General features: G+C 64.6%; 17 protein-coding genes. 9 read left to right on the plus strand and 8 right to left on the minus strand.

The window, feature by feature from the left end; all coding sequences use genetic code 11:
• Positions 1-87: 87 nt before the first annotated feature.
• A complete protein-coding gene (locus AL072_RS31675; protein ID WP_082109328.1) occupies positions 88-1611 on the plus strand; it encodes a DUF4407 domain-containing protein in 1524 nt (507 codons plus the stop codon).
• A gap of 73 nt (positions 1612-1684) precedes the next feature.
• Here AL072_RS31675 and AL072_RS31680 read toward each other — a convergent pair whose 3' ends face one another.
• Positions 1685-2866 (minus strand): glycosyltransferase family 4 protein, encoded by a 1182-nt coding sequence (locus AL072_RS31680; protein ID WP_045585426.1) that lies wholly within the window; start codon positions 2864-2866, stop codon positions 1685-1687.
• A 123-nt stretch (positions 2867-2989) separates the two neighbouring features.
• Here AL072_RS31680 and fcl point away from each other — a divergent pair, with 123 nt between their 5' ends.
• Positions 2990-4003 carry a GDP-L-fucose synthase gene (gene fcl, locus AL072_RS31685; RefSeq protein WP_425388627.1) on the plus strand — a complete coding sequence of 338 codons (1014 nt, stop codon included), beginning with the start codon at positions 2990-2992 and terminating at the stop codon, positions 4001-4003.
• Positions 4004-4036: 33 nt separating this feature from the next.
• Here the strand turns inward: fcl and AL072_RS31690 are convergent, their stop codons facing one another.
• Positions 4037-4885 (minus strand): FkbM family methyltransferase, encoded by an 849-nt coding sequence (locus AL072_RS31690; protein WP_045585427.1) that lies wholly within the window; start codon positions 4883-4885, stop codon positions 4037-4039.
• Between the two features lie 69 nt (positions 4886-4954).
• Entirely contained in the window at positions 4955-6913 is a 1959-nt protein-coding gene (locus AL072_RS31695) for an O-linked N-acetylglucosamine transferase, SPINDLY family protein (protein WP_045585428.1), read from the minus strand.
• 376 nt (positions 6914-7289) lie between these two features.
• On the opposite strand from AL072_RS31695, the gene AL072_RS31700 reads away from it, so the two are divergent.
• Genes AL072_RS31700 through AL072_RS31710 form a run of 3 tightly spaced genes read left to right on the plus strand, consistent with a single transcriptional unit; the run spans position 7290 to position 12246 of the window.
• Positions 7290-9446 (plus strand): peptidase domain-containing ABC transporter, encoded by a 2157-nt coding sequence (locus AL072_RS31700; RefSeq protein ID WP_045585429.1) that lies wholly within the window; start codon positions 7290-7292, stop codon positions 9444-9446.
• Between the two features lie 11 nt (positions 9447-9457).
• Positions 9458-10891 carry an HlyD family type I secretion periplasmic adaptor subunit gene (locus AL072_RS31705; RefSeq protein WP_045585430.1) on the plus strand — a complete coding sequence of 478 codons (1434 nt, stop codon included), beginning with the start codon at positions 9458-9460 and terminating at the stop codon, positions 10889-10891.
• 2 nt (positions 10892-10893) lie between these two features.
• Complete coding sequence (locus tag AL072_RS31710; protein WP_045585431.1) at positions 10894-12246, plus strand: SEL1-like repeat protein; 1353 nt, start codon at positions 10894-10896, stop codon at positions 12244-12246.
• 87 nt (positions 12247-12333) lie between these two features.
• Here AL072_RS31710 and AL072_RS31715 read toward each other — a convergent pair whose 3' ends face one another.
• The 5 genes from AL072_RS31715 to AL072_RS31735 all read right to left on the minus strand — a co-directional run bounded on the left by AL072_RS31715 (position 12334) and on the right by AL072_RS31735 (position 20361).
• A complete protein-coding gene (locus tag AL072_RS31715) occupies positions 12334-15714 on the minus strand; it encodes a hypothetical protein (RefSeq protein ID WP_045585432.1) in 3381 nt (1126 codons plus the stop codon).
• On the minus strand, positions 15681-16301 hold the full coding sequence (locus AL072_RS31720; RefSeq protein ID WP_052710392.1) for an NUDIX hydrolase: 621 nt from the start codon (positions 16299-16301) through the stop codon (positions 15681-15683). Before AL072_RS31720 ends, AL072_RS31715 begins: the two co-directional genes overlap by 34 nt.
• A 23-nt stretch (positions 16302-16324) precedes the next feature.
• On the minus strand, positions 16325-17332 hold the full coding sequence (locus AL072_RS31725; protein WP_045585433.1) for a GHMP family kinase ATP-binding protein: 1008 nt from the start codon (positions 17330-17332) through the stop codon (positions 16325-16327).
• Between the two features lie 192 nt (positions 17333-17524).
• Positions 17525-19045 carry a B12-binding domain-containing radical SAM protein gene (locus AL072_RS31730; protein WP_045585434.1) on the minus strand — a complete coding sequence of 507 codons (1521 nt, stop codon included), beginning with the start codon at positions 19043-19045 and terminating at the stop codon, positions 17525-17527.
• A gap of 344 nt (positions 19046-19389) precedes the next feature.
• Entirely contained in the window at positions 19390-20361 is a 972-nt protein-coding gene (locus AL072_RS31735) for a GDP-L-fucose synthase family protein (RefSeq protein ID WP_045585435.1), read from the minus strand.
• 435 nt (positions 20362-20796) lie between these two features.
• Between AL072_RS31735 and AL072_RS31740 the strand changes: the two genes are divergently transcribed.
• From AL072_RS31740 to AL072_RS31755, 4 genes are all read left to right on the plus strand, one after another.
• On the plus strand, positions 20797-22848 hold the full coding sequence (locus tag AL072_RS31740; protein WP_245637102.1) for a glycosyltransferase family 2 protein: 2052 nt from the start codon (positions 20797-20799) through the stop codon (positions 22846-22848).
• A 63-nt stretch (positions 22849-22911) separates the two neighbouring features.
• Positions 22912-23256 carry a hypothetical protein gene (locus AL072_RS31745; RefSeq protein ID WP_245637103.1) on the plus strand — a complete coding sequence of 115 codons (345 nt, stop codon included), beginning with the start codon at positions 22912-22914 and terminating at the stop codon, positions 23254-23256.
• 37 nt (positions 23257-23293) lie between these two features.
• Positions 23294-25834 (plus strand): adenylyl-sulfate kinase, encoded by a 2541-nt coding sequence (locus AL072_RS31750; RefSeq protein WP_245637104.1) that lies wholly within the window; start codon positions 23294-23296, stop codon positions 25832-25834.
• Between the two features lie 112 nt (positions 25835-25946).
• A complete protein-coding gene (locus AL072_RS31755) occupies positions 25947-26621 on the plus strand; it encodes a class I SAM-dependent methyltransferase (protein ID WP_082109353.1) in 675 nt (224 codons plus the stop codon).

Genomic DNA, 26621 nt, shown 5'->3' on the forward strand with positions numbered 1-26621 from the left:
AAATCGGGACGACGTAAAGACCTCAAGGGATGAAAGGTTTTTTTTGCGCCGCGCCATTGAAGGCAGGTGTGGTTGAACCCAGCTGCTATGCTGGCGGTAGTTTTAATTAAAATGAATACCGCCATAGCGAAACCCTTTTATGAAGGGGGCGGAGCCTTGGGCGATCCTTTTGGAATGAAATTCGTCTCAGAGCTGTTTCGCGAGCTCCGTTTGCTCGTGGAACAAATCACCACTCTTCAAGGCGGCAGCGTCAGCGGCATCCTTGCCGGCCTGCTCCTCATGGTCATCGCGTTGGCCTTATTGACGGTGGTGATCGCGTTCCTTCGTCTTCTGTTCACCAAGATCGGTTTGAAAGCACGCTTTAAACACCATGACCCTTTCGAGGGAATCTCCTTTCCCTACGCTGTAAAGGGAAGTCCTCTCATGCGGGCCATTTTGCTGCTGAGCGGCACCCGCTATGAGATTTACCTCATGTCGCCGACAGGGGATCGCACCAGACGGCTCCTGCTATCGATTGCGCTTCTGTTTGCTTTCCTTTACATGTTCTTCAGCTACTTTGCTTTTCTATCGGTCAGCATCCAGGGTGAGCTGTTCAAGGACGGAAACTTTCTCGAGGCGCTTCCCTTCCTGATTGCCGCACTGTTCATCGCCATGGTCATGGTGCTGATCGACGCCAGCATCATCGTCGGCAGCAATCCCGATGGCGTGCAGAACGGTCAGGCCGGGGCGGTCGTCCCGCTGAAGGCCGCCTTCCTGCGCGTGGCCTTTGCCATGGCCATGGGATACTTCGCGTCATCAATTGTCGTGGTTTATGTGTTTAGAGCCGAGGCTGTTGCCGCTGCCCTAGACAACGACAGCCGTCTCCAGAGGTTCGACAATGACGCCAACCGGTTCAAGTCGACGCTGGACACGAAGGCGGCGGAACTGGCTGCGATCAACGGAAGGATCAAAACGCTCGAAGACGACGAACGCTGCCTTTCGCAGGTGCTGGACGTCGAGAGAACGGGGTTCCTGAATGGAAAGCGCGCTGTCAAAGGACAGGTGATCTGCGGGGGCTATGCCTTCACCGGCAGTCCCGGCGTCGGTTCCAAGTACCGTAGCATGGAGGCGGATCGCAACACTGTCCGGGCGAGCATCGCGGGCGAAAAGATCAGTAGAGATAAAATTATAAAGAGCATCGATGAAACGGAGAAGCTGATCAAGCCGTCGCTCGACCAGAAGAACGGTTACATCTCTTCGGTAAAAAGCAACTTCATGATGCTTCACAATGCGCTCATCAAGCGGGCGCAGCAGGATCCTCTGGGGATCGGATCCTACTTCGCTTTCATGACGCTTCTTTTCATGATGATTGAGATGGCTCCTCTTATCATGAAGTTCCATGTGAAGAGCCGGGATTACGATGAACTCTGCAAGGTTAACGAAACGCAGTACCGCGATTTCTTCGAAGCCAAGAGCCATCTGAACCAGCCCAGGCAGGAGGCTCCCTCGACCGGAGGCAAGGTCTCCTTGCCGGATTTGCTTGGGACCGTGTTCCACAAGCTGGTGGAGTTGTTCGGAGTGGCATCGGAGCTGTTCCAGAAGCTTCTCGGTATGGCGAAGCGTCTGTTCTGAGCCGTTCCCCGCCACCGAAAACAGCCGGTGGTGGGGGCGGATACCGGAGGCCGCCGCGCTTCCGGCGGCCTTCTTACTGTGTGGCGTTGACGAACGCCTCGGCGAAGGCGCGCCAGGTCCGCTCGGTGCGGATGAAGGCCTTGGCGCGGGCGGCGCGGGCCTTGGCGGCGGCGCGGTCGGCATACAGCCGCTCCAGCGCCTCCACCAGTTCGTCGACCGAGGACTCGCCCCAGCCGAAGCGGCTGCCGTCGCGGTCGGCGACCGGGACCTGCCGGTCCAGCGTCAGGCACAGGTCGTCGCCCTGGGTCCGGCTCTTCAGCAGGTCGCGGTGGCCGGTGTTGTTGGACAGCACCACCGGGACGCCGCAGGCCATCGCCTCCATCGCGACGAGGTTGGTCGCCCCTTCGCAGCGGTTGGGGAAGACGGCGGCGTCGCAGTCGGCCAGCAGGCCGGCGATCTGGTGGCGGCCGAGGAAGCCGAGGTCGAGGAACCCCTCCTCGTCGGCGCCGTTCTCCATCGCCCAGTTCTTCACGTCGACCATGTTGTTGGGCAGGATGCGCGGCGGCTTCGGCGCCAGCGGCGATTCCGCCATGGTCATGCCGACCTCCGGCCAGGCGTTCTGCCAGGCGGTGACCAGCAGCGCGTCCGGATGGCGCTGACGGAAGGCACGGAAGGCGGCCAGCACGATGTCCTGCCCCTTGCGGAACTCCAGCTTGCCGCCGGAGAAGATCACGAAGCGGTCGCCGAACCGGCCGCTCGGCTCCACCTCCACCATCTCGGTCGGATCGATGCCCTGGAAGGCGAGGCCGACATTGTCGAAGCCCCAGATCTCCAGAAGCTGTTTGTTGTAGGTGGAATGCACGACGATGCGGTCGTACTGGCGGGCTCGGGCCATCACCTCGGGCGTGAAGCGGGTGTCCTCATAGGCGATGACGCCGATGTTGCGCCGGCCGCGGAAGCGTCCAGACGGGCCGCCGGCGGTGAAACCGTTGCCCAGCGCGTGCAGGACGTCGAACTCCTTCAGCAGCAGCATGTGGCCCTTGGCATTGTCGGCCATGGCGGCGACCTGCTGGCAGGGGCCTTCCAGCGACTGCAGCCTGGCGCGGTTCTCCGGCCGCAGGGTGCCCATCAGCGGCTTTTCGAGCAGCAGCGGTGGCCGGCCCTGGTCGGCGAGGTAGAGGGCGGTGTGCACACCCACCAGTCCCCAGCCGTGGACCTCCGTGAGCTGCCAGGTGAAAGCCAAGTTCGGAATCATGATGGAAACCCCAATTCTGGGCGCAAGTCGGCAGTCCAAGCGGGCGCCAAGGGGCCGGAAGATCCCGCGCCGGGCCGGCGCTTGTCAAGCCGAGCGGAGCGGACTGGATTCCTCAGCAGCCCGATGCTACGACAGCGGTGGCTTTTCATAGCGGCATGGGGCGCAAGGGTGCGGACGGAATCGCTTTTCTCCCTGGAGGGTAAACGGGTCTGGGTGGCAGGTCATCGCGGCATGGCGGGGGCGGCCATCGTCCGGCGGCTGGAGCGCGAGCCGTGCGAGCTGATCACCGTCGGCCGCGACCGCGTCGACCTGCGCCGCCAATCGGAGGTCGAGGACTGGATGGCCGAAGCGAAGCCGGATCTGGTCTTCGTTGCCGCCGCCACCGTCGGCGGCATCCTCGCCAACTCCACCCGGCCGGCCGAGTTCCTCTACGACAACCTGACGATCGAGACCAACATCATCCACGGCGCCCACCGGACGGGCGCGAAGAAGCTGGTCTTCCTGGGCTCGTCCTGCATCTATCCCCGGCTGGCCGAGCAGCCGATGCGCGAGGATTCCCTGCTGACCGGTCCGCTGGAGCCGACCAACGAGTGGTACGCCATCGCCAAGATCGCCGGCATCAAGCTGTGCCAGGCCTATCGGCGCCAGTATGGCTGCGACTTCATCTCGGCGATGCCGACCAACCTCTACGGCCTGAACGACAATTTCGACCTGCAGGGGGGCCATGTCGCTGCTGCCCTGCTGGCCAAGATCCACCGCGCCAAGGTCGAAGGCCAGCCCTTCGTCGAGCTGTGGGGGACGGGCGCGCCCAAGCGCGAGTTCCTGTTCGCCGACGATCTGGCCGACGGCCTGCTCTTCCTCGCCCGGCATTATTCGGACGAGCCGCACGTCAATGTCGGCACCGGAACCGAGGTGTCGATCCGCGAGCTGGCCGAACTGATCCGTGACGTCGTCGGCTATGAGGGCGAGTTCCGCTTCGACACCTCCAAGCCGGACGGCAGCCCGCGCAAGCTGATGGACGTCAGCCGGATGACGGAGATGGGCTGGACCGCCCCCACGGCCTTGCGCGAGGGCTTCGCCACCACCTACCGCTGGTTCCTGGAAAACGTCGACCGCGGCACCTTGCGGGGGCTGTGACCCCCGCAAGAGGTGCCGCAGAAGGTGCTGGCATTACAACTGCGGCACATACGCTTCGACGGGCCAGGCGGCGGCCACATCCTGCTGGGTGCTGAACAGCAGGTTCAGGAAATAGTCCGACTGGAGCCGGGTGCCCGGGGGGATCAGCTTGGGAAGCGATCCGTCCGGGTAGAGCAGGAAGGTCGAATAGCCGAGGTCTTTCATGAAGGACCGCAGGCTGGCCTGCGAGCATCCCATCTTGCTCAGCCCGAATTCGTGCAGTTCCGCGACGATGTAAGGCACCTTGCGATCCCTGATCAGGGAGCCGGCACCCTCCAGGATCCGCTGCTCGGCCCCTTCGGTGTCGATCTTGATCAGCCTGGGCACGGGGAGGCCGGCTGCTGTGACCGCCTGTTCCAGGGTGGTGGCCGACAGCGTATGGGCGATCGGATTTTCCGAAGTCTTCCGGTTGCCGGGGAATTGGCCGGGATCCCACAGGGCATTGCCGCCGCTGTCGTCGCTGTTGATGAAGAAGCTGACCTCGCCCTCCTTGTCGGTGACCGGTCGGTCCGACACGGTCACATGGCTGAAGCCGTTCAGGGACAGGTTGTTCTTCAGCCGTGACAGGTTGTGGGCTCCCGGCTCGATGCTGAGAACCCGCCCGGCCGCTCCGGTGAGGGCGCCCAGAAGGACCGAGAAGAACCCGGCATTCGCGCCCACGTCCACGACGCTGTCGCCGTCGCGGACCAGACGGATCAGTGCCATCGATACGTCAGGCTCATAATAGCGGCCGCTGCGGACGTAGGATGAAATGGTCTTTTCGTTGCTGTATTGCTCGTCTAGGTCGAGCTTGATCTGCAACTTCCTGTCAGGAAGCTCCAGGTTGATGGCGATCACGGACATGGCGGCTTTCCTGTAGGATCGACTGTGTCTGCATCGGCTGCCGGACCGGCGGTTTTCGGGTGAATCATCTCACGCCTGGGAAGCGGCTACCACCCAGTCGCGCCACATGGCTCGGTAGGCCGCTTCGACCGAGCGGGCGAAGCCCGTGTAGTCGGTCAGCGGGGCGGCATTCAGCCGATCGCGCATCGTCCGGCGCAGCGTCATCATCCGATCCGGATCGCCGGCAAGCGCCACCGCAGTGGCGATGTAGTCCGCCTCGTCGGATGCCACCAGCTCGCTCAACCCGCAATGGGTCAGCAGGCTTGCGCCGACCCGGGCGACATGGTTTGCGCCGGCCACCGTCACCACCGGCACGCCCATCCACAGCGCTTCGCAGGTGGTGGTGGTGCCGTTGTAGGGGAAGGGGTCCAGTCCGATGTCGATGCGGTCGTAGGCGCGCAGATGCCCGTCGGCGGCGTCGATGCGGGCCAGCAGCTCGATGCGGCCGGCATCAATCCCGAACTTGACGAAGGTGTTCAGGTAGCGCCGGCGGGTCTCCTCGTCGCCCATCTGGGCGCTCTTGACGATCAGGCGGGAGTTCGGCACCCGCTTCAGGATTTCCGACCAGACGCGCACCACCTCCCCCGTCACCTTGGAGGTGTTGTTGAAGGAGCCGAAGGTGACATGGCCGTTGGTGCGGAACGGTGGCTCCGCCGGCGGGGCGACGTCCACCGGGGGGCGGTAGCTGTGGAAGCCATGCGGCAGCCGGACGATGCGCTCGGCGCTCAGCCGGTCGGCCTCGCCCGGCGGTTCGGCGACGGCGTCGCTGAAGCGCCAGTCGATGGCGCGCATGCCGGTGGTGTCGGGATAGCCCAGCCACGTTGCCTGGACCGGCGCCGGTTTGCGGGCGAACAGGGTCAGCCGGTTGTTGGCGGTGTGGCCGGTCAGATCGACCAGGATGTCGATGCCGTCCTGCTCGATCAGCGCCGCGGCCCGCGCGTCGTCGATCCCGACCAGCGAGCGCCAGCCGTCGGCCACTCCCTTCAGCCGTTCGGTGACCACGTCCGAGCGCGTCGCCGCGTGGTAGCAGAACACCTCGAAGCGTCCGCGGTCATGCTCGCGGATCAGCGGCTCGGCGAAGAAGGCGACCGAATGGGCGCAGAAGTCGGGCGAGACATAGCCGACGCGCAGGCGGCGTTCGGGATCGCGCGGGTTGGCGTGGCGTTTGCCGGCGGGCAGCAGCGGGTCGGCATGGCGCTGCGCCCACACCGCATGGGCCTTGAAGATGGTCTCGGGCGGGACGGCGGGGGTGTAGTGCAAGGCCAGCAGCAGGTTGGAATGCATCAGCGCATGGGTCGGATGTGCCTCCAGCCCCTTCTGGAAGACGCCGATCGCCTCCTCGATGCGGCCCATCTCCTTCAGCGTCTCGCCCAGATTGTTCCAGGCTTCGGCCGATTTCGGATCGGCCTTCAGCGCGGCGACGAAGCATTCCACGGCGCGGGCCAGTTCGACCGACCCCTTGTGCAGGTCGCCCAGATTGCACAGGGCCGCCGCCATGTCCGGCTTCAGGCGCAGCGCCTCGCCGTAAGCGGCCTTGGCCGCCTCGCGGTTGCCGCGGCTGCGCAGGATGTTGGCCAGGTTGAAATGTGCCTCCGCATAGTCGGGCTTCAGCCGGATGGCGGTGCGAAGCGACTCCTCCGCCTCCGCCGCCCGGCCCAGGTCGAGCAGCAGGCAGCCGTGGTTGCTGTGGACGAAGGGATCGGTGGCGTTGCGGGCAATCGCCCGGCGGTAACAGTCGATGGCCTCGTTCCAGTCGCCGCGGGCGCGCAGGATGACGGCGAGGTTGTTGTTGGCGTTGGCATGGTCCGGGTCGGCGGTCAGCACGGCGCGGTAGCCGGCCTCGGCCTCCGCCGTCCGGCCTGCCCGGTGCAGGGTCAGCGCGCGGGCGAAGCCGGCGTCCACCGCCTCCGCCGGCACCGTGCCGCGCGGGGAGAGGGCCGGAGAGGCCGGGCGCCTGGCCTTGGCCTGCTTGCGTGAAGGCTTTTTCATCGGGCTAACCGCCTGGTGTTAAGTCTCTGTCGGCAAAGAACCGTCCTGCCGGTCGATAGCAATGACCGTACAGTGTCCGCAAGCGGCATCTCATCCATTGCCGGGCCCGCGCCCGGATGTGCCGAAACAGACACATGGACTGGGGACATATGATGGACGGGGGATGGGCACTGGGACAGATGGCTTGCCGCTGTTGGGCGTCTTCTGCTATTCCAGCGGAATCGCGTGGTCATTCATCGTCCGCAAGTGGCGGACGCGAACCGCGCATCGTCGCGCCTCCGGGCCCAAGGAGCGCATGGTCGATTGAGACCGGGTGACCGAACAGTATGAAGACCTTGCTTTCGCGACGCAATTCCTATCTTTTACGGCGGTTCCCATGACACTCGCTGCGGAAGTCTCCTGCGCCCACACCGGGCTGCATTCCCTGGCCGCCGTCGCGCGTCAGCGCGGCCTCGACGTCTCGGCCGAGCGGCTTCAGCACAGCAACGTCATCGGGAACGAGGAGCTCGACACCGCCCGCCTCCTGCGCATCGCCAAGTCGATCGGCCTGAAGGCCGAGGCGACGACGCTGGACTGGGAGGATCTCGGCAAGCTCCAGGATGCCTTCCCCGCCATCCTGCGCCTGCGCAACGGCAACTCCATGGTTGTCGTCGGCTTCGGCAAGCAGGGCGATACCGAGGTCGCCATCCTGCAGGATCCGCTGGCCGGGCAGGAGCTGATCCTGCCGGTCGACCGTATCCGGCTGAGCCAGGCCTGGGCCGGTGAAATCGTGCTGCTGAAGCGCGACTACGGCTTGGCCGACGCTGAGCAGCCCTTCGGCATGAAGTGGTTCCTGGTGGAGATCCTGCGCCACAAGCGCATCTTCCGCGACATCGGCATCGCGGCCATCCTGATGAGCCTGTTCGCGCTCGCCGTGCCGATCTTCTTCCAGCTGGTGATCGACCGCGTGCTGGTCCACCGCAGCATGGGCACGCTCAGCGTGCTGATGATCGGCATGGTCGGCGTCATCATTTTCGAGGCGGCCTTCTCCTACCTGCGCCAGTACCTGATGCTCTACGCGACGAAGAAGATCGACGCGAAGATGAACGTTCAGGTCTTCAACAAGCTCATCGGTTTGCCGATGCACTATTTCGAGCGGGTCTCCTCGGGCGAGATCGTCAAGAACGCCCAGCAGGCGGAGCGCATCCGCAACTTCCTGACCGGCCAGCTCTTCATGACGATGCTGGACACGGTCTCGCTGGTCGTCTTCCTACCGCTGATGTTCATGTACAGCGTACCGCTGACCTTCCTGGTCCTTGGCTTCTCGTTGCTGATGGCGATCAACATCGGCATCATGATTCCGCTGATCAAAGGGCGGCTGAAGGATCTGTACAGTGCCGAGGTGCGCCAGCAGTCCTTCCTGATCGAAAACATCCACGGCATGCGCACGGTGAAGTCGCTGGCACTCGATGCCCGCCAGAAGCAGGAGTGGGACCATCGCGTCGCCCGCGCTGCCGAGCAGCGCTTCGACGTGGGCCGCATCATGATCATCGGCCAGACCATCGCCCAGCCGTTGAACCAGCTGATGATGGCCTGCCTTCTGGGCCTGGGCACCTATCTGGCTCTGAACGGCGAACTGATGATGGGCGTCCTGATCGCCTTCTACATCCTGGCCGGCCGCGTCACCCAGCCTCTGCTGCAGATGGCCCAGCTGGTGCAGCAGTTCCAGGAGGTGTCGATTTCTATCCAGATGCTGGGCACGATCATGAACCATCCGCCGGAGGAGGGCCGCACCGGCCGCGGCCTGCGCACGCCGCTGCGCGGCACGGTGGAGTTCCAGGATGTCCGCTTCCGCTATGCCCCCACCGCCCCGCCGGCGCTCGATGGCGTCTCCTTCACGGCGACCGACGGCACCATCCTCGGCGTCATGGGTCGCAGCGGATCGGGCAAGACGACGCTGACCCGCCTGCTGCAGGGGCTGCACCGGGCGCAGGAAGGGCTGATCCGCATCGACGGCCGTGACCTGCGCGAGTACGATCTGGACCATCTGCGCGCGTCGATCGGCGTGGTGCTGCAGGACAATTTCCTGTTCACCGGCACCATCCGCGAGAATGTCTCCGCCGCCAAGCCGGGGGCCACGACCGACGAAATCCTGAAGGTCATCCAGCTGGCCGGCGCCGACGAGTTCGTCGAGCGGCTGCCCAAGGGCCTGGACACCATGCTGGAGGAAGGCTCCGCCAACCTGTCCGGCGGCCAGCGCCAGCGTCTGGCCATCGCCCGCGCCCTGCTGACCAACCCGAAGATCCTGATCCTGGACGAGGCGACCAGCGCACTCGACGCGGAGAGCGAGGCCATCGTTCAGGCCAACCTGATGAACATCGCCCGCGGCCGCACCGTGATCATCATCTCGCACCGTCTGTCCTCGCTGGTGCCGTCGGACAGCATCCTGGTGATGGACCGCGGCAAGGTGGTGGACAGCGGCAAGCATGACGAACTGATGGAGCGCTGCGCCATCTACCAGCATCTCTGGCACCAGCAGAACCGGCACATCTAGGAGCGCGTTCCTTGACCGCACAGAAGCCGACCGCACAGAAGCTTGCGAAAATCGAGACGGTGCGCGTTCCTGCCAACGACGCCGCACCGAGCACACCGGCCCCGTCGCTGGACAAGCGCGCCAGGGCGCGTGGCAAGGCGGCGGTCGGTGCCTTCCAGAAGGATACGGAGGCGATCCAGAACGCCCCCGATCCCTTGCTGGCGCGCTTCACGCTGTATCTGCTGGCGCTGTTCGTGATCGGCCTGATCACCTGGTCGACGCTGTCCTACCTGGACAAGATCGTCGTCGCCCAGGGCAAGGTCATCTCGGTCGAATCCAACGTCATGGTCCAGCCGATGGAAACGGCGACGATCAAGAAGGTGCTGGTGCGCGAAGGCGACGTGGTGCGCAAGGGCGACATCCTGGCGACGCTGGACCCGACCTTCACCCAGGCCGACGTCCTCCAACTGGAATCCCGCCTCGCCAACGCCGATGCGCTGATCGCCCGGCTGCAAGCCGAGCATGACGGCAAGCCTTATGTTCCATTCGAGGACCGCTACGGCTTCGGCAGGCTGCAGGAGGCGCTGTGGCGTGAGCGCCAGGCTCAGTACCAGTCGCAGATGCAGAACTATGAGGAGAAGCTTGCGCGCCTGCAGTCCAACGTCACCAAGTACGAGATGGACCGCGTGCATCTGAACGAGCGGCTGAAGGTGGTGCGCGAGATTGAGAACATGCGCTCCTCGCTGCTGGCAACGCAAGTCGGCAGCAAGCTGAACCTGCTGCAGGCGACCAGCGACCGCATCGACATCGAGCGCAATCTGGTCCTGAACCAGAACGAGCTGCAGGGCAACCGCCACGACCTGCAGGCACTGCTGGCCGAGCGCGACGTCTTCGTCCAGCAGTGGAACGGCAAGATCATCGAGGAGCTGACCACCCAGCGCAACGAGCGTGAAGCGATGCGCGAGCAGCTGAACAAGGCGCGCAAGCGCCAGTCGATGGTCCAGCTCGACGCCCCGACCGACGCCATCGTGCTGGAGGTGTCGCCCAAGGTGGCTGTCGGTTCCATCGCCAAGGAGGCGGAGGCGCTCTTCACCCTGGTGCCGGTCGGTTCGGCCCTGGAGGTGGAGGCCAGCATCGACGCCCGCGACCTCGCCTTCGTCCAGGTTGGCGACAAGGTGCGCGTGAAGCTGGAGGCTTATCCCTACATGCAGCACGGGGCGCTCGATGGTGAGGTGGCGACGATCAGCGAGGACTCCTTCTCCAACAAGGACGATCCGAGCAAGTCGCTTTTCTACCGGGCGCGGATCAAGCTGCTGACGACGTCGCTTGAAAACGTGCCGTCCAACTTCCGCCTGATTCCGGGCATGCCGCTGTCGGCCGACATCAAGGTCGGCGAGCGCCGGATCATCACCTATTTCCTGCGACCCATCCTGCGCGGGGTCGACGAAAGCCTGCGGGAGCCCTGATCTTGTTCGGCAAGCTGCTGAAGCGAAGCAAATCCACCGGTTCCCGCAAGCCCGATTTCCAGCGTGGTCTCGCTGCTTTCGAGGTCGAGGATTATGCTGCCGCGGTCGCCGACTGGCTGCCGCTGGTCGAGCAGGGCCACGCCGAGGCGCAATACCGCATGGGCCAGCTCTATGCCCGCGGCCAGGGGGTGGTGCGCGATTTCGGCGATGCCGCCCACTGGTTCCGCAAGGCGGCCGAGCAGGGGCATACGGAAGCGTGCTTCTCGCTCGCCCTGTGCTACGCCAACGGCGAGGGCGCAGCGCAGGAGAGCGCGCTGCCGGTGCGCTGGTACAAGACCGTCTCCAAGACCAATCCGGCCGCGGCGGAAGCCAACCTGGCCCTGCTCTATCCCAACGGGCTGGGCATTGGACCGGATATTTCCCAGGCCCTGCACTGGTACAGGCTGGCCGCCGAGGCCGGCCATGCCGAGGCACAGCACCATATCGGCCTGCTCAACGCCTTCGGGCAGGGGGTGCCGCAGGACCATGCCGTTGCCGCCGAGTGGTACAGGAAGTCAGCCGAGCAGGGCTATGCCGTGGCCCAGCATGCGCTCGCCTCCCTCTATGCCAACGGCCAGGGAGTGGAACGCGACATCGAACAGGCGCTCGCCTGGTACGAGCGCGCCGCCGAGCAGGGCTTCGTCAATGCCCAGCTTGCGCTCGCCATCGTCTACGAGCATGGCACCGGGGTGGGGGCCGATCCGGCCCGCGCGGCAGCCTTCTACCGTCAGGCGGCGGAGCAGGGCCATCCGGTGGCCCAGGTCAATCTTGGCCTGCTCTATGCCCGCGGGCAGGGAGTGCCCAAGGATTACCGCGAAACCCTGAAATGGTGCCGCCTGTCGGCGGAGCAGGGCAACGTCAACGCCCAGTTCAACCTGGGCCTGATCCACTCCAACGGTCTCACAGGCTCTCCCGATTACGCCGAAGCCGCGGTCTGGTACCGGAAGGCGGCGATGCAGGGCAATGTCGGTGCCCAGGTCAATCTCGGCCTGCTGCTGGCCCACGGCTGGGGTGGGCGGCCCGAACTGGTCGAAGGCGTGGACTGGCTCCGCAAGGCCGCGGCGCAGGGGCACAGCGGTGCCATGACCAACCTGGGCGCCCTCTATGCCACCCGCGACAGCAAGGCCTACAACGCCATCCAGGCCTATGTCTGGTACATCATGGCCGCCGCCTCTACCCAGCCCGGTCCCGAGCGCGAAGGGCTGGAGGCCAAGGCCCATGAACTGGGGTCCGCGTTGACCAGCGAGGACCGCCACAAGGCGCAGGTCATCATGGAAGAGTGGAAGAAGAACCCCAAGCTGATGGTGACCGGCTGACGGCAATGGACGGGGGCCATCGGGTGGGGGCGTTCCCATCGCCCCTGCCGGCCCCCTGCCGGGAAAACCTCTGCCGGTGGGGTGCCGTCATCTCTCTCCGCCATTCAGACGGTGCAGGCGAAGGCTGTCGACGGTCACCGTGGCGTTGCCCAGATGGACGATGCGGAACTCCAGCCCGCCGTCCGGACGATAGGAAAGGCCGGGAATCCGGAAGCCGATGGTTGCACCCTCCGGAAGGCTCGCCGCGGTCAGACCTCCGGACAGCAGCTTGATGTCGCCGTCCTGGACGATCTCCATTCCCAACACGGGCTGGTCGGCGGCGCGAACCCTTTCGGCCCGTCCCGTCACCACAAGACGGTAATCGCCGGCGGGAAGCTTGATGTGCGGACCGTGCAGCACGTAGCTGGGCACCGCATCCACCGGAACCCGGACCGGACCGGCATTCCCATGGCCGTCGACTGAAATGCTGCGCTCCATGCGCTCCAGCAGTTCCAGCCCCCCATTGTCCATCCGAAGGCTGTCGGCCCGTCGGACGACCAGCGGGTTGCCCAGAAGGGGATGCCGCCGGTCCGAACCGGCAAGTCCCGGCCACAGCCGCAGACGCAGGGGGTCGGGAGCGGTCGCCGGCAGATCCGCCGTGGCCGGTTCCCGCACCGCCACGCCGTTCCTGCGCAGCCGGGCGGCGAAGTCGGCGATGCCGTCTGCGTTCCCCTGGAAGGCTTCGTGCTCGTCCAACCCTCCCCAGGCCAGCAGGTCCGGCGTCCGCCCGACCAGGATGCCCCCCGTTCCGGAGAAACGGTGCAGCAGGATCTCCGCCTGCCCATCCGGCCGGGACAGCCGCTCGAGCGCCCGGGCCAGGAAGTCGACGGGTATTCCGTCGCCGCCCGCCGGAGCGCCGCCCGCTGGAATTCCAGAGATGAGGGCGGTGACGCCGGCCGCCGCGGCGATCAGTCCGGCGTTCAATCCGCGACTGGCGTGCGGCACGCTGTCGGTCTGGCAGCAGGCGATCACCAGGTCGGACTGCCGCGCCGCGTTTTCCGTCACGTCGTCGTACAGTTCGACCAGGATACGCTCGCAACGGTCCCGGCTCACCGTCTGGCGGTCCAGTTCGGCAAACAGGGTCCTGTAGTTCCTCTGCGCCCTGTCCACCACCACCACCGACAATGCGGCGGCGGCGGGGGCCGTCATCCGCTGCATCCATGGGCCGCGCCAGCCGTTGCGGGCGATCTGCTGGGATCGGAAATAGGGGCTGGTCAGCCGGGCCCGGTAATTTTCCGTGTCGATCAGCGCCAGCTCGATCCGCGCGGCGTTGGGGGCGGGCTCTTCGGCCGGGTTTCCGGTTACCACGTGCGGGGTCTCCGCCCGAAGGCGGAGCAGGATGTCACGCGCTTCGATCGCAACCATGCTGGAGCCGGCAAGTCCAGTCAGCAGGGTGACGGTGTCGGCGCGTTCCGCTTCCCCGGCCATCACCGCCAGCCTCTTGGCCAGATCCAGCCGGAAGAACGGAAAGTCCGGGTCGAGACGGACGGCCTCGCGGGCATGGCCGAACCCCGCGGCTCCACCGCCCGCGGCACGGGCCAGATAATGGTGCAGCGAGGCGCGGATCAGCCGGACGAGATCCGACCGCCACCCTTCCGCCGGCAGCCGGTCTTCCGGCACCTGTGCGGACAGGTCCGCGACGACCCGGTCCAGGTAGGCACGGTAATTGAAGAAGCGCTCGAACAGGTCATAGGGCAGGACATCGTCTTCCGGGGTAAGGATCCAGCTGTCGGGGTTGACAGCCAGAATGGTCTTGATGGCCAGCAGTGCGCCGGCGACATCCTGTGCCGTGCCGAAATGCAGCCTTGCCCGCACTGCGTTGAAGCGTGGCGCGAGGTCTCGCGGCCGGCGTGCGATCCACAGATCCTGGAAGGCGAACAGCCGCGTGCGCAAGGCTGCGGCGGCGGAGCCGGCGGGAACCGGATCGGTGCCGCCCCGGCCCTCCTCCTCGCTCGACGCCATCAGGCGGCATCCCAGCCCGATCAGCATTTCGCGAGCCATGTCGTTCGCCGCCCGGCCCACCGCGGGATCGTCCCAGGTTCCGCACCGTTTCAGCAGGGCTTCCCAGTGCGCGATGTTGGCGGCTTCCAGGGCCTCGACCGCCTCGGTGCGGCCGCCGCCCGGCTGCCACCCTTTCCAGAAGACGACGCGCTTCTGGACCCGCTCCTGCAGACCGACCTTGCTGCCCGGCCGCCGCAGCGGTCGCGGCCGGGCAGCCAGCACCGTGCAGAGCCGCAGGTAGTGCGATGCGGCGATGTCCGGGGCCAGAGCCTGGCGCAGGCGCGGCGCGGCACGCCAGGCGCGGGCCTCGTGCTCGTCGTACTGGTCGAGCACTCGGCGGATGGTCCGTGCCAGCCCGTCCGCCGTGGCCGGGTAGCTGACCAGCCCGTGGTCGCTGCCGGCATAGAGCGGCAGCACGCTGCCCTCCTGCACCAGGGTGACGCAGCCCATGCAGGCGGCCTCGATCCCGCGGGTCACCATGCCGCCGGGACGCCGGTAATAGGCGATGGCCAGCTTGCTGCGGGACAGAAGGTCGTAATAGGTCGCGTTGTCCAGGAAGCCGTTGAAGCCGACCAGCCGCAGCTCCTCGATCCCCCCTCCCCCCAGGATCTGGTGGATCAGCGCCGCCTTGTCGGGGTGCCAGGGTGCGAACAGGGTGCCGGAAAGGAAGAGGTCGACGTCGCGGTCGCGCCGCCGCAGCCGGGGCAGGCCGGCAGGGTGGCCGAAGCTCTTGGGCACGGTGGTGACGGGTGCATCCACCAGAGGCCGGACCCCGGCATGCTCGGTATGGTCGGTGACCAGAACCTCGTCGAACAGGCGGAGCCACGGCAGCATCGCCTGGATGTGCATATCGTAGTCGGCGGTCTGGCCCAGGAGCGGGCAGGGCAGGCTGTCCAGATCGGGCGGGATCTGGTGCCATTCCACCATTTCGCACAGGACGAAATCCGGCGGCTCCCCGCCCCGCCACAGCCGGTGCACCGAGGCATAGGGGGAGTTCGGCCGGTCGCCGGTCGCGTGGCCGATGTTGGTCAGGGCGAATTTCTGATCCTGCGACCCGCCGGCCAGCAGCACATGCGGACCGGAGGAGGGAGACGGCAGCATCGACAGGACCTCGATCCGCGGCTTGCGCAGCAGAGCCAGCAGTGCGCGCGCATGGGCTTGCCAGGAGGACGGCGCTTCCGACGTCGACGCGGTCAGCCGTGCCAGCAGGGCGACGGCGCCGGTCTCGTCGCCGGCGATCCACAGGGCGGCGGCCTCATGGAAACGGGGGGCGAAGCCGTCGAAGCGGCCAAGCCCGTCGATGGCTTCGTCGGTCCGGCCGATCAGGCCGAGGGCGGCATGATGCTGCCAGAGGTCGTCACGCCCAAGTGTGATAAGACCGGTATAGTTTCCCGTTACGAAGAGGTGTTCGGCGTCGTTTTTCTGCATTCCCGCTTCAGCCATGCCAGGGCGCGGTAGATCCCGATCAGAGTCGCCGCATCCTCGATCTCGGAGTTGCCGGCCATCCGCTCCGCCGTTTCCAGGTCGAACAGAGTGGTGGCGCCGAGGCCTATTTCGATTTCATCCGGCTCGTTTCCGTCGGGGACGGTGCCGGAGATGGCGGTATCCGGCCGGCAGCGGCGGGCCAGGAACAGCAGGCCCCGTGCCGCCATGGTCGCGCCTTCCGGCGTGAAGGAGCCGAGCGGGACCAGATCCTCCGGTTCGCAAGCCAGACCGGTCTCCTCGGTCAGTTCGCGCCGGGCGGCATCGGCCGGGTTCTCGCCCGCGTCGATGAAGCCCTTCACCATCTCCCAACTGCGCTGTCCAAGCGGATGGCGATGATTGTGCAGCAGGGCGAACCGGCCGTCCGTTTCCCCCAGAACCGCCACGCCCGTGACCATGTCGGGGCCGGCATGCACCGGCTCGACGACCAGATAGCCGTCGACGGTGGTGCAGTCGCCGCGCAGGTCGTCGGCGTAAGCCCGCCATTTGCTGTTCGCATAGACAAGGCGGCGGGAGGTGAGGATGGGCGGCATCGGGTGAAAATCCGGGGTGGAGGTCAATCCGCTCCGACCTCATAGCTCGGTTCGTAGACGATGATCTTGCTGCCGCCGTAATCGATGCCGAACTTGACGGTGATCAGGCGGTTCAGCCGTTCGATCAGGCGGCGGCGCATCTCGGGTTTGACGAAGAACAGCATGAAGCCGCCGCCGCCGGCACCCAGCAGCTTACCGCCGCTCGCCCCGGCCGCACGCGCTTCCGCATAGATCTCGTCGACGATGGGGTTGCTGACGGAGCTGGCGAGCTGGCGCTTGAGCTGCCACGCCTCGTGCATCAGCTCTCCCAGCCGGTAGGTGGGTTCGCGTTCATCGCTGAGCAGGGAGACCCCCTCGTCCACCATGGCGCGGATGCCCATCAGCTGGCGCTCGCGCTGCTCCAGATTTTGGATCTTCTCCTTGGCGACTTCCGACGCGATACGCGACAGGCCGGTGAAGACCAGCAGCATCGACGACAGGAGTTCGGCGCGCCGTTCCGGGCTGATGATCAAGGGCGTGACGGCGAAACCGCCGTCGGTGTGGAAATCGATCCGGTTCAGACCGCCGTAGGCGGCCCAGATCTGATCCTGGTAGCCGACATTCTCGCCGATCACCTGCTGTTCGATGCGGATCGCCTCGTTCGCCAGATCGCGCTTGCCGGCCATCTCCCCACGCATGGCGTAGAGGGCGTTCAGCAGGCCGACGGTGAAGGACGAACTGGACCCCAGGCCCGAGCGGGCCGGCAGGTCTGCGTCGTGATGAACCTCCAGCCCGCGATGAGCCTTCATCTCGGAGAAGACGGCGCGGACGGCCGGATGTTCGATCTCCTCGATGGTCTTGGCCAACTCGATGCGCGAATAGGCGAGACGGTACTTGTGCTCGAAGAAGGGCGGCAGGTTGCGGACGTTGAGATAGCAGTATTTGTCGATCGCTAGTCCGAACACGGCTCCGCCATGGCGCCGCACCCAGGTCGGGTAGTCGGTGCCGCCGCCGAAAAGCGAAATGCGGAAAGGGGTGCGGCTGATGATCACAGGCGGATATCCTTATGCTGATCCGGACCGCCGGCTTCAAGAATGTCCGGCCTGCTCAACGAATGGCGGCTCCTCCCTTTTCGGGGAGCCCTAACGTCCATCGGATGCTCGTCGAAGCAGCCTGTGGACCTTAGCCTTTTGATTTTCCGCGAGATTCACGCTTCAGATGATTCCGTCGGAAGCGATCTCACTCTAATCGGCCAGGACTTCCATGCCGCTCTCCAGAAGAGCGCGGGACAGGGAGTGCTTGGTCATCTGTTCGATGTGCTCGCGGGTTTCCCAGCCGAATCGCTGGGCCACCATGTCGAGATAGCGCTTGTTGGTGAAATATTCGGTAAAGGCCTGATCGCGGAAGCGCAGGACCTCTGCGGCGGAAATCTTTTCCGTCGGCAGGGGGGTGCAGTCATGGCTGTGCTGAGAATAGCCGCTCCACTGTTCCGGCAAGGCCCATCCCTTTTCCACCGCCATGGCGTAGAGCGGCGATCCCGGATAGGCCATCGCGGAATAGAAGTTGCCGAACTCGCAGTTCAGCTCCTTGGCCAGTTCCAGTGTCGCCCGCATGCTTTCCACGTCGTCGTCGGGCAGGCCGAAGATGTAGTTGCCGATGACGTGGATGCCGGCGGCCTGGATCGACTGCACCACGACACGGATGTCGTCCTGGGTGAAGGACTTGGACGCGCCGTCGCGGACATGCTCGCTGCCGGATTCGATACCCAGGGCAAGCCAGCGGAATCCCGCCTTGCGCAGCTTTTCCAGCATGTGCGGCTTCACCGTGTCGACCCGGGCGTAGGCCCAGATGTTCAGGTCATAGCCGCGCTCGATCAGCCGGTCGCAGATCGCCATGACATGGCGCTCGTTCAGGACGAACATCTCGTCGATGAACTTGTAGGTCTTGACGCCGTATTCGTTGTACAGCCGGTCGATCTCGGCGACGACGGCGTCGGGCGAGCGCATGCGGTAACGGTTCACTCCGAACGGCGCGTTGATGCAGCAGAAGCTGCATTTGTAGGGGCAGCCGAGCGAGGTATAGATGGAGGCATAGGGCTGCCGCGCCCCGAGATTGCCGAAGCATTGCCAGTTGTGCGCCCGGTACTTCTCCATCGGCAGCAGATCCCACACGTCGCCGTGCAGATCGCCGTCGAGATCCTTGATCAGGGCCGGGGCGAGGTTGTTGCGGATCGTGCCGCCATCCGCGTCCCCTTCGGTCCCCGCCACGCGGTAGACCAGCCCCTCCACCGTTTCGAGCGGCGGAGCCGGTTCCTTCAGCGCGTCGAGAAGCTGGGCGACGGTCACCGGCCCTTCGCTGTTGCAGGCGAAGTCCACCGTCTCCTCGCGTAGCGTGCGCTCGGGCAGGGCGGCGACATGGCCGCCGACGATGATGATCGGCTGTTCGGGCAGGCGCGCCTTGATGGCGCGGCAGGTCAGCCCGGCCCCGACCATCTGCTGGGTCGAGGCGGAAGGCTGATGGCCGAATACCACCATCGCGACCAGGCGCGGCGCCAGTTGGGCGATGCGCTCCGCCACCTGGTCGGCGGTCAGGTGATCGGCCTCGGCGTCGATGATGTGGATGGAATGGCCGCGGTCGCGGACATAGCCGCCGATCAGCCGGCACCACAGCGGCGGTTCGATCGCCGTCAGAGTTGACCCGAGGGACTGATAGATCTTGGTCCGTTCACCAGGGTTGACGAGGACGAGATCGACGTTCGGACTCATGGGATTGTTGCCAGACTCGGGTCATGAGAAGTGTGTCGGTCAGCATATTCCGAAGGCAAAGGGTAGTCTAGGGAAAACAAATCATCTTGTGTAATAATTTAAGGTGCATATCACCAGCAACCGGACCGCCAACCATTGAAGAGCGGGGTTGGCATGTTAAAAATATGAAACTATTTATTGAGCATAGAGGAGTATGACAAACCCTATACCAGAAAACCTCCGGATGCCGCCGCACGATCTCTTAAGACCTATTCAGGCCCCGGTGGATGGAGGATTGCCGCCTTCGGTTCAGGTCGGCGCGGCGCGGCATGCTATGATATGCCACGACTCCCCGGCAAACGGGATCAGGCGGATTGTCGCGCATTCCACCAGGCGCATGTCCGCTCCAGGCCGTCGCGCAGCGGTGTCCTGGCGCGCCACCCGAGCGCCAGACAGCGCGAGGCGTCCAAGCCTTTGCGCGGCATGCCGTCGGGCTTCTCCACGGCATAGTGGAAGCCGCCGTCGTAACCGACCGCCGCGGCCACCATCTCCGTCAGTTCGGCGATGCTGACATCCTCGCCCGAGCCGACATTGACGATCTCCTCGCCGCTGTAACGCTCCATCAGGAAAACCAGGGCATCGGCGGCATCGTCCACATAGAGGAACTCGCGCCGCGGCCGGCCGGTCCCCCAGACCTCCACCGGTCCGGTCCGGGCCGCCTTCGCAGCCTGGATCTTGCGGATCAGGGCCGGCACCACATGGCTGGCGGCCAGGTCGAAATTGTCGCCGGGACCGTAGAGGTTGGTCGGGACGACGGCGATGAAGTCGCGGCCGTACTGGCGGCGATAGGCCTGGCACAGCTTGATGCCGGCGACTTTCGCGGTGGCGTACCACTGGTTGGTCGGCTCGAAAGCGCCGGTCAGCAGGGAGTCCTCGACGATCGGCTGGTCGACGAATTTGGGGTAGATGCAGGACGACCCGAGGAACATCAGTTTCTCCACCCCGGCCAGATAGGCACTGTGGATGATGTTGGCCTCGATCGCCAGGTTGTCATAGAGGAATTCGGCCGGCCGGGTGTCGTTGGCCAGGATGCCGCCCACCGTGGCGGCGGCGACGAACACGGCTTGCGGGCGCTCGCGCAGCATCCATGCCTCGACGTCGCCCTGGCGGCGCAGATCGACCGCGTCGCGGCTGACGGTAAGCGGTTGCGCGCATTCGGCCGTCAGCCGGCGGACCAGGGCCGAGCCGACCATGCCCGTATGCCCCGCCACCCATACCCGTTTTCCGGCAAGCGGATACACCGCTGGAGCCGCCTGCGTTCCAGTCGTGCTGTCCATGGCGCGTCCTTCCTGTCCGTCGGCATGCCGTTCGGCCGGGCGCGAATGCCGTTGGCCAGTAAAGGGCAAAATAACGACCCGTTGTGCGCACCGCAATCCAAATGCCACCATCCAGGCAACCCGCCCAGGAGTGAGTATCCAAGTATGAGGTGGCGTCTTTCGCGGCATCGGCGCGCGACCGATCCAAGAAGGTGGAAGGACCATCCGCCGCATCGTCCCAGTTTCCATCACCTCGACGGACGCCGTCGGGTAAATTTTACATTTTGATTAAGGATAATAAATAAGGAGAGAAGCTACTCTCACTTTGTCGATCTATTATTGATAAAAATTGATGTTTCCATTCGGACCGCGGCGTAATATTAAAAGTGCATGTCGGCCGCGTGCCCTTTGTGGGAAAATATTCTTGCTTTAACCCTCGCGCATCCTAGGGCTTCCATGATCAAGACAGAATTCAAAAACAATGTTAAGAAGGCTCCAAAAGTCAGCTTTGTTCTTCTTGATTGGAAATGCCGGGAAAGCTTCCACTCCCTTGATTACTTGGCGGATCAGGATGTTCCGCGGCATGATTATGAAATCATCTGGATTGAGTACTACGCTCATAGATCAAAAGAGATAGGCGATAAGATATCTGACTATAAGGGTAAGGGGCGTCCGGCGCCTATTGACCTTTGGGTTATTATGAATATGCCGGACAACCTATACTATCACAAGCACCTAATGTACAACATTGGCATTGCAAAGAGTCGGGGTGATATTGTCATCATCTGTGATTCTGATGCGATGTTCACGAAGTCATTTGTTCGGACGGTGATCGAAACCTTCGAACGCACGCCTGAAATTGCCCTGCACTTTGATGAGGTGCGCAATTCCAAGCAGGATTTCTATCCTTTTAACTATCCGCCGTTCGAACTGCTGACCGGGGATGGGGCGATCAATTGGCGCGACGGCAAGACCACCGGGCTGTGGGACACCGAGGATCCGCTGCATAGCCGCAATTACGGGGCGTGCATGTGCGCCAGGCGTTCCGACCTGATCGCCATCGGCGGCGCCGATGAACACATGGATTACCTTGGCCATGTCTGCGGCCCGTACGAGCTGACCTTCCGCCTCGTGAACAAGGGCCTGAAGGAGGTCTGGCACGAAAGCGAGTTTCTGTACCACACGTGGCATCCGGGATCGGATGGCGACTTCAACTACATCGGACCCACCGATGGCCGGCACATGTCCTCCACCGCACTCGAGGCGCTGGAGACCGGTCGCATCATGCCGCTCACCGAGAACCCGGTCATCCGCCACGAGCGCGAAAACGGGGTGCCGCCGGCGAACGGCCAGTTCATCGATCCTGCCTGCCTGACGGCCTGGACGCAGGAGGAGGTGGCGAAGTCACCCCGCTTCAAGCTCTTCAAGCGCGGCCAGGGCGGCACCAAGCTGGTGCGGGAACTGGCCACCTACAACATCCTGTCCTACGACGGCAAATTCTACGGCGTCCCGCATTCCCTGGGGCCGGTGGATCTGGCCAGGAAGGAGGATCGGGAAAAGCCGCAGATCGTCGAAGGAGCCTCGGCCGACGAAATCGAGGCGCTTCTGGCCGGGGGCTCGTCCCCCGCTCCCGTCGCGGCGCTTCCTGTGCAGCAGCCCTCCCAACCCTCCAAACGGCGGGGCGTCCAGGCTCCTCCGGTTCTGGTCGGTATGGCCGGGCCTTTCAACGTGGTCTCCTATGACGACGCCTATTTCGGCGTTCCGACCTCGCTGGGGCCGGTCGACCTGGCGGATCCGGCCCAGCGCGCCTTGCCGGAAATCCTGAAGGCCGCGACATGGAGCGACGTGGACTCCATGATCCGGGCGCAGCGCCTGATCCGGTTGGAGGTGGAGAGCCGTGCCCGGGAACAGATGCTGGAGCAGTTGCGGGCGGAACTTGCCGCCAAGGACGCGATGATCGCGGACTTCCTGGACACGATCACCGCCTTGCGGGGTGAAAGCCAAAGCTGGAATGAGGAACGCGAGCGCCTGCGTCGGGAGGTGTTCAGCTTGCAGTTCCGGTTGAACGGTGCCGAGCTGTTGGACTCGTTCACGCCGACCGACATCGCGGAGCGCCGTGCCGATGGCATCCGCGTCACCGCCGACAAGCCGGTCGGCTGTTTCCTGCACGGCTCGCGCCTGTCGCTGGGCAAGGGCAAGTACACGCTCGACATCTGGGGCGCAAGGCAGCGCGCGTCCGCAGCGGGTCTGCCGGTTTTGAACGTGGAGTTGATCAGCAACGGCACGACCACCGTCGGGACGTTCAATACCGAGCACTTCGCCGAAACGGCCACGCTGGTCTCGCTGGTGTTCCAACTGAACGATGCGCCCACCGACGCCGGGCACGAGTTCGAAATCCGCCTCACCCATTATGGCCGTGTGGATCTGGTCGTCTCGAGGGTTCGGCTACGCTTGACCTCCGATACAAGCGCAGCGTCCTCGGCGGGTCTTCGCAGACAGCGCGCATGACGGGGCGGCTCTGCCGGGGTCCGGCCAGAAGCAGATCATTCGCTTTCCAGCGGAGGGGACGGGGTGTCCAACAGGATGTTTGAGCAGCGCCTTGCCACGGTAGACAGGCGGATGGCCGAACGAGACCGCCGGAACCAGGAGCTGTCGGCCCTGGTCGAAGAGGTGGGTGAGCAGAATCGGCTGCTCCGGCAGGCCTTGAGCGAACAGGACAAACGTATCCGGTCCCTGGAAGCCGCCTTGGCCGAACAGGCTCGTGTGCTTCAGGCCATCCGGGGGGAACTCGCGGACTCCGGCAGGTCGGCGGAGGGCGGCCCGGCTCTCCTCAGCCTGTCGGCCCGCGTTCAGCTGATCGACGATGCGCTGACCGACCTTCGCCTTGTTGTTTTGGAAAGGTCCGGCACCCGGTAGAGTGCCGCCGCCCGGTCATTCAGGCCGGGGGTGGCCGATGAAAGAGAGCCGCATGTTTATCCATTTCGACCTGCCCCGTGCCGCCGGGGATTCGCTGATGGACTGTGTCGAGCGCGTCTATGGTGCGTCGCGGGTGCTGCATCTTGGACACGGGCTTCGTTTCGATATGTCGTACGAGGCACTGCTCAGCAAAACATCTGACGAAATTGATCTGATAAAGAGCCGCTATGGATGTGCGGTGACGAAGCATGCCTTCGCCCTGCACAATATAATCGGGGCTCCGTATGTTGGATTTGTTCGAAATCCGTTTGACTGGTATGTTTCTTCATATTATTGGGCAAGAAAGAATAGTCTGGGAAACCCGTCTGAATTTTACGGGTATATGATAGATAAACATGATATGTCGTTAGAGTACTTTGTTCATTGGCTTCATGACATAGGCCACGACAACAATCAGACCAAGAATATTTTCCACCTTTCAAAGAATTACAGCGGCGTCCTACCTCCGGATCCGGCGAGCATCACTCTTGATGAAGCGAATTTCACCCAGGCCATCGAGCTGACTGAGACCGCGTTCGCGGTTCTTGCGCCGACCGATCTTTTCGGTCCGGCGCTCTATGTCATGGGCATGCTGTTCGACTGGCCGGACCTGCCGCCGTGGCGGCTGCGCTCTTCGTCCAACTGGCGCGCCTCGGCGTCGATCCCCGACACGCTCGAGGACTTCGTGCGCGAGCGCAGCCCCTATGACTGGAACATGTTCGCCGCCGTCCGCAAAGGGTTCGAACAGCGTTACGCCGATGTTCTGACCGCCCGCGCCGCCGAGATCGCGGACTACGACGCCTGCTCGCGGAACCCCGCCTGGCAGGACGCGATGCCGTTTCATGTCTGCGACGTTCCGGCTCCTTTCCTGCAGGGCGTCCGCCTTCAGGCACCGCCGCCGCTCCGTGCCCCGGCCGCCGTCCCCGGCGCACTGCGGGGGAACCGCATGCCTGGGCTCAGGCTGCATCTTCACGGCGTGGTCCATGGGCATTTCCTGCTGTCGCCCCGCCCGGACAGCCCGCCCTTCCTGGCCGTGCCGCTGGTCAGCCTGATCGACCAGATGGCCGCCCCGGAGCAGCTCTGGCCATTCTACGGCCCGGGCGTCCTGTTCGACCGGTCGCTGGACGGGCTCCGGCAACGGCTCGAGGCGGGAGAGGTCCCGAGCCTGGTGGAGAGCCAGGGGGATCTCCAGATCTGGTTCTACCGGGGCGCGTACCGGTTCCTGGAGTGGACGGCCGGCACCGACATCGACGTGCTGTACAGCGATCCCGAGGGGGCGCTGAACGGCTCCCTCCATGCCACGGACTGGCCGACGGCCCGCCAGTTCTTCACGCTGTTCACCGATCCGTTCCAGCGGCAGCGGATCGACGGGTTCGGCATCGTCGAAGGGGTGGAGGGTGAGCCCTGGAGGGCCGAACCGACGGCTGGCGGACCGGCGGTCACCGCCCCGTCCCTGCTGCGGCTGCTCGAAGCGTTGCAGAGCAGCGGGCGCCTTTCCCTGCGGTCGCCGCCGCCGTTCCTGATCGACAGCCTGACCGACTACAATCTGGTCAAGTACCATGGCCGGAACTACGGCGCGCACCAGGGGGCCGGGAATCTGGAAGACCTGCTGGCGGAACCGGGGGAAAACCTCATCGAGGCTGCGACGCTGAAGGATGTCCGCCGGGCGATCATCGACCGCTGGCTCTCTCACCGGTCGCCGGATCCCCACCTGATCGAAACCCTGGGCGTGACCAACATCGTCCTGTTCCGGGACCGCTTCGTCGCGTTGCCGCAAGCCCTCGGGCCCGTCGATCTGTCCGATCCCGCGACGTTCCACCTCCCCGGTGTGATCGTCAGCCGCAGCCGGACGCGCCTGCGGCATCTGGTCGCAACGGAAGCCGCCGGCCAGGGGAGGAACACGCAGGCGGGGACCGCGCCGGAATCGGGCGGCCGTCCGGCGCCCTTGCTGCCGGACGCGTCCGGAAAGGGGCGGCTGTTCTGGCTGACCGGTTTGTCCGGGGCCGGCAAGACGACGGTCGCCCTGCGCGTGTGTGCGCGGTTGCGGGCAGCCGGGCTGCCGGCGGTGCTGCTCGACGGCGACCGCTTGCGCGCCGCCATCGCCCCCGATGCCGGTCACACCCCTGACCAGCGCCGCCAGTTGGCCCTTTCCTACGCCCGCCTGTGCCGGGAACTGACGGAGCAGGGCCTGGTCGTCGTCATCGCCACCATTTCAATGTTTCATGCAGTCCGCCAATGGAATCGCGAAAACATAGAAGGTTACCGAGAAATATATTTGCGCGTTCCGCTTGAACACCGCGCTGATCGTGACCCGAAGGGCTTGTACCGCAACGCTGCTGTGGATATGGTCGGGACGGATACCTCCATTGAGGAGCCGGATCACCCCGATCTCGTAATTGACAATTACGGCACGATGACACCGGACGGCGCGGCCGACCTGATCTGGGACCGATTGATTGCGTCCGATACCGCTCTGATCGGCTTATCGGCTGCAGCCCCCAAAGACGGGGACTATAAAGAACCCCATACATCACAATAGAATAGGGACTTTGAAGCATATGCGCGGTCATGGTGATTTCACCGGGTTGGCAGAGAATTATTCGAAATACCGCCCGACTTATTCAGCGACGGTCCGGGATGCGCTGATCGGCATGCTGCCGAAGCCGGCCGGGGAGATCGAGGCAGCCGACGTCGGCGCCGGCACCGGCATCTGGACCCGCCTCGTGGCCGAGCGGGTCCGCCATGTCACGGCGGTCGAACCCAACGACGACATGCGCCGGCTCGGCATCGCCGATTCCGCCGGTCTCCGGATCGAATACCGTGTCGGCTCCGGCGAGCAGACCGGTCTTTCCGACGCTTCGGTGGACATGGTCAGCATGGCTTCGTCCTTCCACTGGGTCGATTTCGAGCGCGGCTTGGCCGAGTTCCACCGCATCCTGCGTCCGGAAGGCCGCTTCGTCGCGCTGTGGAACCCGCGACTGATCGATGCCAATCCCCTGCTGGTCGAGATCGAGGCGGAGATCACCCGCCTGGCTCCGGAAGTCAAACGGGTGTCGTCCGGCAATTCCGGCATCACCGAGACCCTGACCGAGCGGCTGTGGGCCAGCCGGCAGTTCGACGACGTGGTCTATCTGGAGGGCCGCCACTCTGTCGACCAGACCTCCGAACAGTATCTGGGCGTCTGGAATTCGGTGAACGACGTGCGTCACCAGCTCGGCCCCGATCGCTGGACTGCCTTCATGGCCTTCGTCGAAGCGCGGATCGCCGGCCTTGACGTGATCACCACGACCTATCGCACCCGTGCCTGGTCCGCACGCCGTCGGTGA

The sequence above is a fragment of the Azospirillum thiophilum genome (assembly GCF_001305595.1).
Lineage (GTDB): Bacteria > Pseudomonadota > Alphaproteobacteria > Azospirillales > Azospirillaceae > Azospirillum > Azospirillum thiophilum.

Bases quoted from the DNA above. Each gene is read 5' to 3' on its own strand.
- AL072_RS31740 (WP_245637102.1), top strand. From the start codon at position 20,797: ATGATCAAGACAGAATTCAAAAACAATGTTAAGAAGGCTCCAAAAGTC.
- AL072_RS31680 (WP_045585426.1), bottom strand. From the start codon at position 2,866: ATGATTCCGAACTTGGCTTTCACCTGGCAGCTCACGGAGGTCCACGGC.
- AL072_RS31675 (WP_082109328.1), top strand. From the start codon at position 88: ATGCTGGCGGTAGTTTTAATTAAAATGAATACCGCCATAGCGAAACCC.
- AL072_RS31715 (WP_045585432.1), bottom strand. From the start codon at position 15,714: ATGCAGAAAAACGACGCCGAACACCTCTTCGTAACGGGAAACTATACC.
- AL072_RS31750 (WP_245637104.1), top strand. From the start codon at position 23,294: ATGAAAGAGAGCCGCATGTTTATCCATTTCGACCTGCCCCGTGCCGCC.
- fcl (WP_425388627.1), top strand. From the start codon at position 2,990: ATGCTACGACAGCGGTGGCTTTTCATAGCGGCATGGGGCGCAAGGGTG.
- AL072_RS31730 (WP_045585434.1), bottom strand. From the start codon at position 19,045: ATGAGTCCGAACGTCGATCTCGTCCTCGTCAACCCTGGTGAACGGACC.
- AL072_RS31755 (WP_082109353.1), top strand. From the start codon at position 25,947: ATGCTGCCGAAGCCGGCCGGGGAGATCGAGGCAGCCGACGTCGGCGCC.
- AL072_RS31735 (WP_045585435.1), bottom strand. From the start codon at position 20,361: ATGGACAGCACGACTGGAACGCAGGCGGCTCCAGCGGTGTATCCGCTT.
- AL072_RS31695 (WP_045585428.1), bottom strand. From the start codon at position 6,913: ATGAAAAAGCCTTCACGCAAGCAGGCCAAGGCCAGGCGCCCGGCCTCT.
- AL072_RS31690 (WP_045585427.1), bottom strand. From the start codon at position 4,885: ATGTCCGTGATCGCCATCAACCTGGAGCTTCCTGACAGGAAGTTGCAG.
- AL072_RS31700 (WP_045585429.1), top strand. From the start codon at position 7,290: ATGACACTCGCTGCGGAAGTCTCCTGCGCCCACACCGGGCTGCATTCC.
- AL072_RS31720 (WP_052710392.1), bottom strand. From the start codon at position 16,301: ATGCCGCCCATCCTCACCTCCCGCCGCCTTGTCTATGCGAACAGCAAA.